Source organism: Lederbergia ruris (assembly GCF_018332955.1).
Classification (GTDB): domain Bacteria; phylum Bacillota; class Bacilli; order Bacillales; family Bacillaceae_C; genus Lederbergia; species Lederbergia ruris.
Genome location: NZ_BORB01000108.1, coordinates 1 through 691 on the forward strand (window position 1 = coordinate 1; position 691 = coordinate 691).

Annotated in this window: 5 tRNA genes; all 5 read left to right on the forward strand. The window is 46.5% G+C overall.

Annotation, left to right across the window (positions count from 1 at the left end):
- Window positions 1-49 precede the first annotated feature (49 nt).
- Window positions 50-125, forward strand: a tRNA-Lys gene (locus KI363_RS21600).
- Window positions 126-147: 22 nt separating this feature from the next.
- Window positions 148-229, forward strand: a tRNA-Leu gene (locus KI363_RS21605).
- Window positions 230-253: 24 nt separating this feature from the next.
- Window positions 254-325: transfer RNA gene (locus KI363_RS21610), tRNA-Gly, on the forward strand.
- A 72-nt stretch (window positions 326-397) separates the two neighbouring features.
- Window positions 398-474 (forward strand) — tRNA-Pro (locus tag KI363_RS21615).
- A 6-nt stretch (window positions 475-480) separates the two neighbouring features.
- Window positions 481-556, forward strand: a tRNA-Ala gene (locus tag KI363_RS21620).
- Window positions 557-691: the final 135 nt, after the last annotated feature.

Below are 691 nucleotides of genomic sequence, written 5' to 3' on the forward strand. Positions count from 1 at the left end.
TTGTAATCAGTAGGTTGGGGGTTCAAGTCCTCTGGCCGGCACCATGGACGAGCCATTAGCTCAGTTGGTAGAGCATCTGACTTTTAATCAGAGGGTCGCAGGTTCGAATCCTGCATGGCTCACCATTTTTTTGTTTGATATTTTCAAGCGGGTGTGGTGGAATTGGCAGACACGCTAGACTTAGGATCTAGTGCCGCAAGGCGTGGGGGTTCGACTCCCTTCACCCGCATCTGATGAATGATTCCATGTTTTTGCGGAAGTAGTTCAGTGGTAGAACATCACCTTGCCAAGGTGGGGGTCGCGGGTTCGAATCCCGTCTTCCGCTTTGAATTGTGATGAATACTGAATCTACTTTAATAGTGGAACAAGAATCAGTTGATATAATTGATTGCTATATCGGGAAGTAGCTCAGCTTGGTAGAGCACTTGGTTTGGGACCAAGGGGTCGCAGGTTCGAATCCTGTCTTCCCGACCATTTTTTGGGGCCTTAGCTCAGCTGGGAGAGCGCCTGCTTTGCACGCAGGAGGTCAGCGGTTCGATCCCGCTAGGCTCCACCAAATATTTTTAAAAAAGTTGTTGACATTGGAAAAGAGATTTGGTATTATAGAAAAGTCGCCAATGAGGCAACGAGGTTTGATCTTTGAAAACTGAACGAAACGAACGTCAATAAATAAATGGATAAATGGTTTTGA